This is a genomic window from Capnocytophaga sp. oral taxon 326 str. F0382, from assembly GCF_000318295.1.
GTDB lineage: Bacteria > Bacteroidota > Bacteroidia > Flavobacteriales > Flavobacteriaceae > Capnocytophaga > Capnocytophaga periodontitidis.
Map to the genome: position 1 here is coordinate 38,314 of NZ_KB291407.1, position 6,507 is coordinate 44,820.

Here is a 6,507-nt window from a genome sequence, read left to right on the forward strand (position 1 = left end):
TCGGGAAAGTCTGCGAGAGCAGAGTATGTGGGGGCTACACACGTATTGCTACGACCTTTGCTAAAGTTGATTACTCTGATAATCAATCTATTGTGTGGGCGTTTTGCAAACGCCCACACAGATAAAACTAGGCTAAGCCTTTAAATGTGAACACCCTGAGCTACGAAGCTATAAGAATAATCCTGATAATAACAATCAACAATGATAGAACAAAACCTCACCACAAACCTTACCCCAAAAACAGCCGACCTCCAAGCAGTACTCCACACTCACTTTGCCGATTGCTTCAGTAAAGAGGGAAGTTTTGATTTTGAGAAATTTAAAACAGTATTACAACAAAAAGAAGTAGACTTTTTCACCGAAAGCTATTCGTTGCAATGGCTCGGCAAGCAGTATGCCCGTTTGTTAGCTACCGACCCTGTAACAACGCTCTTGCGCGCCGATGAGGCGCATAACGCCTTGCCTGAAAACGCCCATTCGCAAAACCTACTGCTCAAAGGCGATAACCTTGAAGTGCTCAAGCACCTCACCAATGCCTATTACGAAAAGGTGAAAATGATATACATCGATCCTCCTTACAACACAGGCTCCGACGGTTTTGTATATCAGGACGACCGCAAGTTCACCGTACCTCAGCTCGCCCAGTTGGCAGGAGTAAGTGAGGAGGTAGCCCAACGTATTTTGAGTTTCACCCAGAGCAAGAGCAACTCGCATTCCGCTTGGCTTACTTTTATGTATCCCCGCTTGTATATTGCCCGCCAATTACTCAAAGACGATGGTGTCATATTTGTATCTATAGACGATAACGAAGTAGCACAACTGCGTCTACTAATGGATGAAGTGTTTGGAGAGGATAATTTTGTAAGCGAGTTTATTTGGCAAAAGAAAACAGGGGCTTCTGATGCTAATAATATTGCGGTTATAACAGAGTATATTTTATGTTATTGTAAAAATACATTTTATACTAACTTAAATAAAAATACTAATTCTTTCAATGAAAATAGATATAAATTATCTGATGAATTTGAAGAAGAAAGAGGGAAATATTATATAGACAATTTAGATAGAGGAGGTTTATCTTATAGTGATAGCCTAAATTATCCTATTGAATGCCCTGATGGTACCATTACTTATCCAAATGGGAGATTAGATTATGAAAATGATGGTTGGATATGGAAATGGAGTAAGGAAAAATTTCAATGGGGAATTGAGAATAAATTTATAGAATTTAGAAAATCAACTTCTAAACAATCGGGCTGGGCTGTGTGTTACAAGAATTATATGCTTGTAGACAACGAAGGAAATAAAATAGAGAGGGCAGCCGCCTACAAAAATCTTATTACTGATGTAATGAATAATCACGCTGCTAAGGAATTAAATGAGATTTTTCAGGGGAAAAAAATCTTTGAAACACCTAAGCCCGTCAAATTAATGAAATTCTTAATCGAAATAGGCTCCAATCCCAACGATCTCATTCTCGATTTCTTTGCCGGCTCTGGTACTACCGCCGATGCCGTGATGCAACTCAATGCGAAAGATGAGGGTAACCGCCGTTTTATACTCGTACAACTCCCTGAGCTTATCGATAAGAAAAAGAACAAAACTGCTTACGAAGCGGTCTTGTCTTTCCCATCATTTGTCTCTCGTAATTCGTCATTACCCGCTGAGCCTACTATTTTCGATATTACTAAAGAACGTTTGCTAAGAGCAGCTGTTAAACTCAAAGTTGAAAAAAACGACCTTTTTAGCGCAAAAGAGGTAGACCTCGGCTTCCAAATTTATGAAACTTTCCCTATTTGGGACGACTATGAGTTTGAGGCAAAGGATTTCACCCCCTCTCTTACTCTTTTTGATGAAACAAAACTCACCGATACCGACCTCCGTGCCTTGTTACTCACTTGGAAAACCTACGATGGCATTCCACTAACAGAAAGCCTTGCTCCTGTAAATTTAGCAGGCTATGAAGGCTATTACGGTTTTGATAAATTGTACTTAATACATCGCGGTTTTACTACCGAAAGCTTAAAAGTATTGCTTGAAATGATGGACAATACCCCCGATTTCAACCCTACGACCATTGTAGTCTTTGGCTATCATTTCGAGAGTGCACACCTGCGCCAAATTGCCGAAAACGTGAAAGCGTATGCCAATAAAAAAAGTATCAGCACCGATTTTATCATAAGGAACTAAGTATGAAGCTCAAATTTGAAAAAAATCTCGACCACCAGTCAAAGGCAGTCAAAAATACGGTGAGTGTTTTTGATGAGTTGTACGTGCAGTTGCCTAAAAAACAAGGAGCTGAGTGTATCAACCCTAAGGTGGATAAAAATAGCTATGCTTATGAGCGCAATATTAGGGAGCTGCAAAAAGCTCAAGAAATAGACACGCGTTATTGCGATGCCCGCAACAATATTATTGATGTGATGATGGAAACAGGTACGGGCAAAACCTATACCTATACTAAAACCATTTTTGAGCTCAACAAAGCCCTTGGCATCTTTAAGTTTGTGATAGTAGTCCCTACTCTCTCTATCAAAGCGGGTACCCTTAGTTTTCTAAAGTCGGAAAGTGCACGTAGCCATTTTATGGACGACTATAGCAAAACCATTGAAGTGCATATAGTCGAAAGTCAAAAGAGTAGCAAGGGCAACAAAAGCGGCTTTCCGCCTGCTGTGCGCAGTTTTGTAGAAGCCACTGCTACACAAAACAAAATACAAGTGCTGCTCATCAATGCAGGGATGCTCAATTCGGATACAATGCAAAAAACGTTCGACCAAACCTTGTTCGACCGTTATGCGATACCCTTTGAAGCCATTGCTGCCACCGCCCCTTTCCTCATCATCGATGAACCTCATAAGTTTGCCCAAGAAAACAAAACGTGGGAAGCCATTAAAAAGATGTTCCCTCAGTTTATTTTCCGCTATGGGGCTACTTTCCCTGATAAAGAACTAAAACGCAAAACAGTATTCGGTACTACCGAAACAATTAAAATAAAAGATTACCACAATTTAGTATACCAACTCACCTCTGTCGATGCTTTCAATAGCAACTTGGTAAAAGGTGTAGTGGGGTATGTTACTGAGTTTTCAGGAAGTAACAATGCCTTGTTGCGCCTTACGGACACCGATGGCAAAGAAGCACATTTTGAGCTGATAGAAAACAATAGTCAAAAGAAAATTGTCTTAACCAAAGGCGATGATTTTGAGAGAGCTCACTCCGCAATGCACGGCTTGCAGATAGTACAACTAAATAAAACTACCGTTCTGTTATCCAATGGTTTAGAACTCAAAAAAGGCGATAAACTCAACCCTTATTCGTATTCGGAAACCTTGCAAGATAGAATGTTGCAAAAAACGATTTTCCATCATTTTGAGTTAGAACGCGAGCTGCTCTGTCGCGAAGTGCGCATCAAACCGCTCACTTTGTTCTTTATCGATAACATCGAGGAATACCGCAATACCGAAGGTCATTTGCGCAAAACGGTAGAACTCCTTATCAAAGCTGAAGCCCAAAGACGTTTGTATTCTGAAGAAAACGAGTTTTATCGCGCTTATCTACAGAAAACCATCGACAATATCGCTGGTACACACGGTGGTTATTTCTCTAAAGATAATTCGGTTAAAGATGAAGAAGTAGAAAAGGAAATCAACGAAATTTTGCACGACAAAGAAGCAATATTGAATCTGCAAAATCCACGCCGGTTCATCTTTTCCAAATGGACGTTGCGCGAGGGTTGGGATAACCCCAATGTTTTCCAGATATGCAAGTTGCGCAGTAGTGGTAGTGAGATTAGCAAACTGCAAGAAGTAGGGCGTGGCTTGCGCTTGCCCGTGAATGAGTACGGTAATAGGGTGAAGGATAGCAATTTCTTTCTAAACTATTTTGTAGATTTCACCGAAAACCAATTTGTAGACCAATTGGTGAAGGAAATTAACGATAAATCAGGGTCTGTTTCAATTGAAACGCCGCTTGATAGTTTGAACGACGATCTTATCAGTCAAATTGTAAAACTGTATCATTTTGATGATAAAAATGCGCTTTTAGAGGAATTAGATGAACACAATGTACTCAAACGCGATAACAGTTTCAAACAAGGTGGTTTAGACTATGTACGAGCACATTTCCCCTTAGCTTTCCAAGGGGTAGATAGCAGCAAGATACGCAAGGCTACCCAGCCTAAGAAAACTATACGTATACGCGCCGATAAATACAGTAAGCTAAAAGAGTTTTGGGAGCAGCTCAACGAAAAAGCGATTTTGGAATATCAGTTCAAAAACGAACAACAGTTTCAAGATCTCTTTGTAGACTATCTCAAAAACGAAAGTCGCAGTGCTAACCGCTCTTTTGAGAAATGTACTTTAGTGGAAATTGTCAATAGAATACACATACAAGACAAACGCGCTTATGTATCCGAAGAAAGAGCTGAATACCACGAACGCAAGCAGTCGTTTTCAACAATGAGCTATAGTGATTTCTTAAAAGAACTTTCAAAAATGCTCTTTGTGAACATCAAAACCCTACACAAGGCGTTTTGCAGCACCCCTACCGACATCAATCTGTATCTAAATATAGCGACGATAAGGGCTATCAAACAAAATTTTGAGTTTTTCTTGTTAGCCAATGCCTTTACTAAATATACAGTAGGCTACCAAAAAGTTAGCAATGCGATACACCCTACCAAGCTCACTAATGCTAAGGGAGAGCCTTTAGCCGAAATACCTGCTGCTGAGGTTGGGATACTTTCCGAAAATCAAACCGTTGCTCATAACTATCTGTTCGATGAACTCTTTTTTGATTCGGAATTAGAGCGCGAAAACATCTTGCAAAATATCGATAGTGTAACCGTATTTACCAAAATACCTAAAAACTCTATCAAAATACCCGTGGCAGGAGGCAAAACCTATTCACCCGATTTCGCTTACATCGTGCAGTACAAAAACCAATCCCAACAACTGCACTTTGTGATAGAGAGCAAGAACGTACCCAATGACAACGCTTTGCGCGAAGAAGAAAAACTGAAAATAAGGCACGCTGTAGCTTTCTTCAAAGGCAAAGTGAATATACATTTCAAAACCCAATTCAGCAACGACAAAATAATGCCCCTCTTACAAGAAACCTATTATAACAATTAACAATTAACAATGTTTGCATCGCTACACTTTGTCAAAGTCCTTAATTGCCTGTCGTGCTACGACCTTTGCCAAAGTTGATTACTCTGACAATCAATCTATTGTAGGGGCGTTTTGCAAACGCCCACTTTACGGCTTCTCCCCTTCGGGAAAGTCTGCGAGAGCAGAGTATGTGGGGGGCTATACATAAAGTGAAATAAATAATTGAACAATGAAAAATATAATTCTATCAATAGGCTTGCTATTTGCAACAGCCTTATCAACAGCCCAAAACGTATTCCAAGCCTCTGGTGAGAGAAGTGTACTACGAACAGAACTGCCCAAGTACACCAAAATAGATATCGATAGTAGGTGGGAGGTTACACTGGTAAATGAAAAAAACGACCATATCTATATCGATGCTGATAATGCTATTCACCCTATCATCAAAGCTACTGTTGAAGAGGGAACTTTGAAAATATCTTTGGAAACACCTAAAGGCGTGAATTTTGTGCAAACAGGAGGTATAAAACTCAAAATCCCAATTAAAGGAACAAGCGAATTGAAAATGCAAAGTGGTAAAATTCGTTCAGAAGAACCTATAAATATGCCTTCCTACAAAATGCTTCTCGACTTTCTTTCGGAGATTGATTTAAAACTGAATGTCAATGATTTGGATTTAGAAATAGGTAGTTGTAGGGAAGGAAACTTACAGCTCAATTGCCGAAATCTCACTTTCAATGCAGGCTCTCTCACTAAGCTGCCTATTAGTGGAAAAGTAGAAAATCTCAATTTTGTTTCTAACAGAATCATCCAATTAGAAACTTACGATCTAAAAATACAAAATGCTATTTTTAATACTTCGGGTATTGTGAAAGCAAAATTGAGAATTGATGGTACTATACAAGGAAAACCAAGCGGTATTTTTGAACTTTATTACAAAGGTAATGCTACTAACCAAATAGAAACAAACTCAATGATTAAGGTCATTAAAGAAGAAAAATAATGAATCAACAACAAGAATTCCTAAAATATCAAGCCCCTACATCGCCTTATCCGCGATTGTTAGAGGTGGAACGCGCCGAAGGTAGCTATATCTACACTACCGATGGCAGGCGTTATTTAGATTTTGTGGCAGGTGTATCGGCTTGCACTTTGGGGCATTGTCATCCTGCGGTAGTGAAGGCTATCCAAGAGCAGTGCGCTACCTATATGCACGTAATGGTATATGGTGAGTATGTACAAAAACCTGCGGTAGACTTCTGTAAACTTCTCGCCGAGCAGTTACCACCTGAACTCAATACCACCTATTTGGTAAATTCTGGGACGGAAGCTATTGAGGGCTCGGTGAAATTAGCCAAACGTGCTACGGGGCGCACCCAACTCATCGCTGCCAAAA

4 protein-coding genes are annotated in these 6,507 nt (G+C 39.8%); all 4 read left to right on the top strand.

Going from position 1 to position 6,507, the window contains the following annotated elements; genetic code table 11:
• Positions 1 to 201: 201 nt before the first annotated feature.
• Positions 202 to 2,190, top strand: coding sequence for a site-specific DNA-methyltransferase (locus tag HMPREF9073_RS07125; RefSeq protein WP_009750783.1), 1,989 nt, complete (start codon positions 202 to 204; stop codon positions 2,188 to 2,190).
• A 2-nt stretch (positions 2,191 to 2,192) separates the two neighbouring features.
• Positions 2,193 to 5,132, top strand: a complete 2,940-nt coding sequence (locus HMPREF9073_RS07130) for a type III restriction-modification system endonuclease (protein ID WP_009750784.1) — start codon at positions 2,193 to 2,195, stop codon at positions 5,130 to 5,132.
• 208 nt (positions 5,133 to 5,340) lie between these two features.
• The gene (locus HMPREF9073_RS07135; protein WP_009750786.1) at positions 5,341 to 6,114 is read left to right on the top strand and encodes a GIN domain-containing protein; all 774 of its coding nucleotides are present in this window, start codon (positions 5,341 to 5,343) and stop codon (positions 6,112 to 6,114) included.
• Positions 6,114 to 6,507: aminotransferase class III-fold pyridoxal phosphate-dependent enzyme (locus tag HMPREF9073_RS16275; RefSeq protein WP_009750787.1), on the top strand; the 394-nt coding region annotated here is incomplete at its 3' end. The genes HMPREF9073_RS07135 and HMPREF9073_RS16275, both read left to right, overlap by 1 nt.

Bases quoted from the DNA above. Each gene is read 5' to 3' on its own strand.
- HMPREF9073_RS07125 (WP_009750783.1), top strand. From the start codon at position 202: ATGATAGAACAAAACCTCACCACAAACCTTACCCCAAAAACAGCCGAC.
- HMPREF9073_RS07135 (WP_009750786.1), top strand. From the start codon at position 5,341: ATGAAAAATATAATTCTATCAATAGGCTTGCTATTTGCAACAGCCTTA.
- HMPREF9073_RS07130 (WP_009750784.1), top strand. From the start codon at position 2,193: ATGAAGCTCAAATTTGAAAAAAATCTCGACCACCAGTCAAAGGCAGTC.